General features: G+C 55.0%; 1 protein-coding gene. It reads right to left on the bottom strand.

Annotated features, from left to right (window positions below; translation table 11 throughout):
• Window positions 1–185: 185 nt before the first annotated feature.
• On the bottom strand, window positions 186–518 hold the full coding sequence (locus tag AC4FS3_RS28800) for a hypothetical protein (protein WP_491023383.1): 333 nt from the start codon (window positions 516–518) through the stop codon (window positions 186–188).
• Window positions 519–798: the final 280 nt, after the last annotated feature.

The raw sequence follows: 798 nt of genomic DNA, 5'->3' as shown, positions 1-798 counted from the left end.
GATCCGGATTCAGTAAAACGGGCGATCACCGTTTCGTTATGCGGCGGATTTCGCAGGGTCGGGTTAGGGACTGCTATGGAAAATTAGCTGATAAAATATCCGTGAACTCAAATTGACCACGCAATATAATCTACGTAATTTCGTTAAAATTTGGTTAAATTCTTTATTGATCAAGGCAATTATCGTCAAAATGTGCACATGATCCATGATTTGATTAAATATTTCATGCCATAAGACGGCGACAAAGCGTGGCCGTTACGGCATTCCCCCCAAACTTGACAGTTATTCTGCCCGGAACAAGCCGTTCCGTCGGTGATTTCTGTTTTGTGCGATGATAAAGTGCCGACACAGGCCAGATGCGCGAAGAGAGGGGGATGGGGTATCCAGCGTCGACCTTCAGGGGCTCCGGGGCAGGTTTTCTCATCGAAACAGATCTTCTGGCGTGCGGGCAGTCCGGGGGCGAAGTCACACATGGTGACGCGAATATCCGGACATTGACGGTCGCTGCGTGCAGTCATGCGTCCATCCCGGGCGGTTGTCGCCCGGGCAGGGACGTCGCTGCGGACAGCGGTGGCTGACACGCCTCACGGGGGAAGAACGCGCATCCGGCGGTATTGCGGCGACAGGAGGCAAACGTGACAGAAACTGATGCAATGATCGACAACCGGAAGCGGTCTCACCTGGAAAACGGCTGGTCGACGGCTTTGCGCGCCGATGCAGGCCGGTATCGGGGGCATGACGGTTCGTCGGGGCCGCGTGTGGATGAGGATGCCGACAGTTCCGCAGGGGCGCCATGCA

Source organism: Pseudogemmobacter sp. TB195 (assembly GCF_058313095.1).
This window is presented reverse-complemented; position numbering and strand designations above follow the sequence as displayed.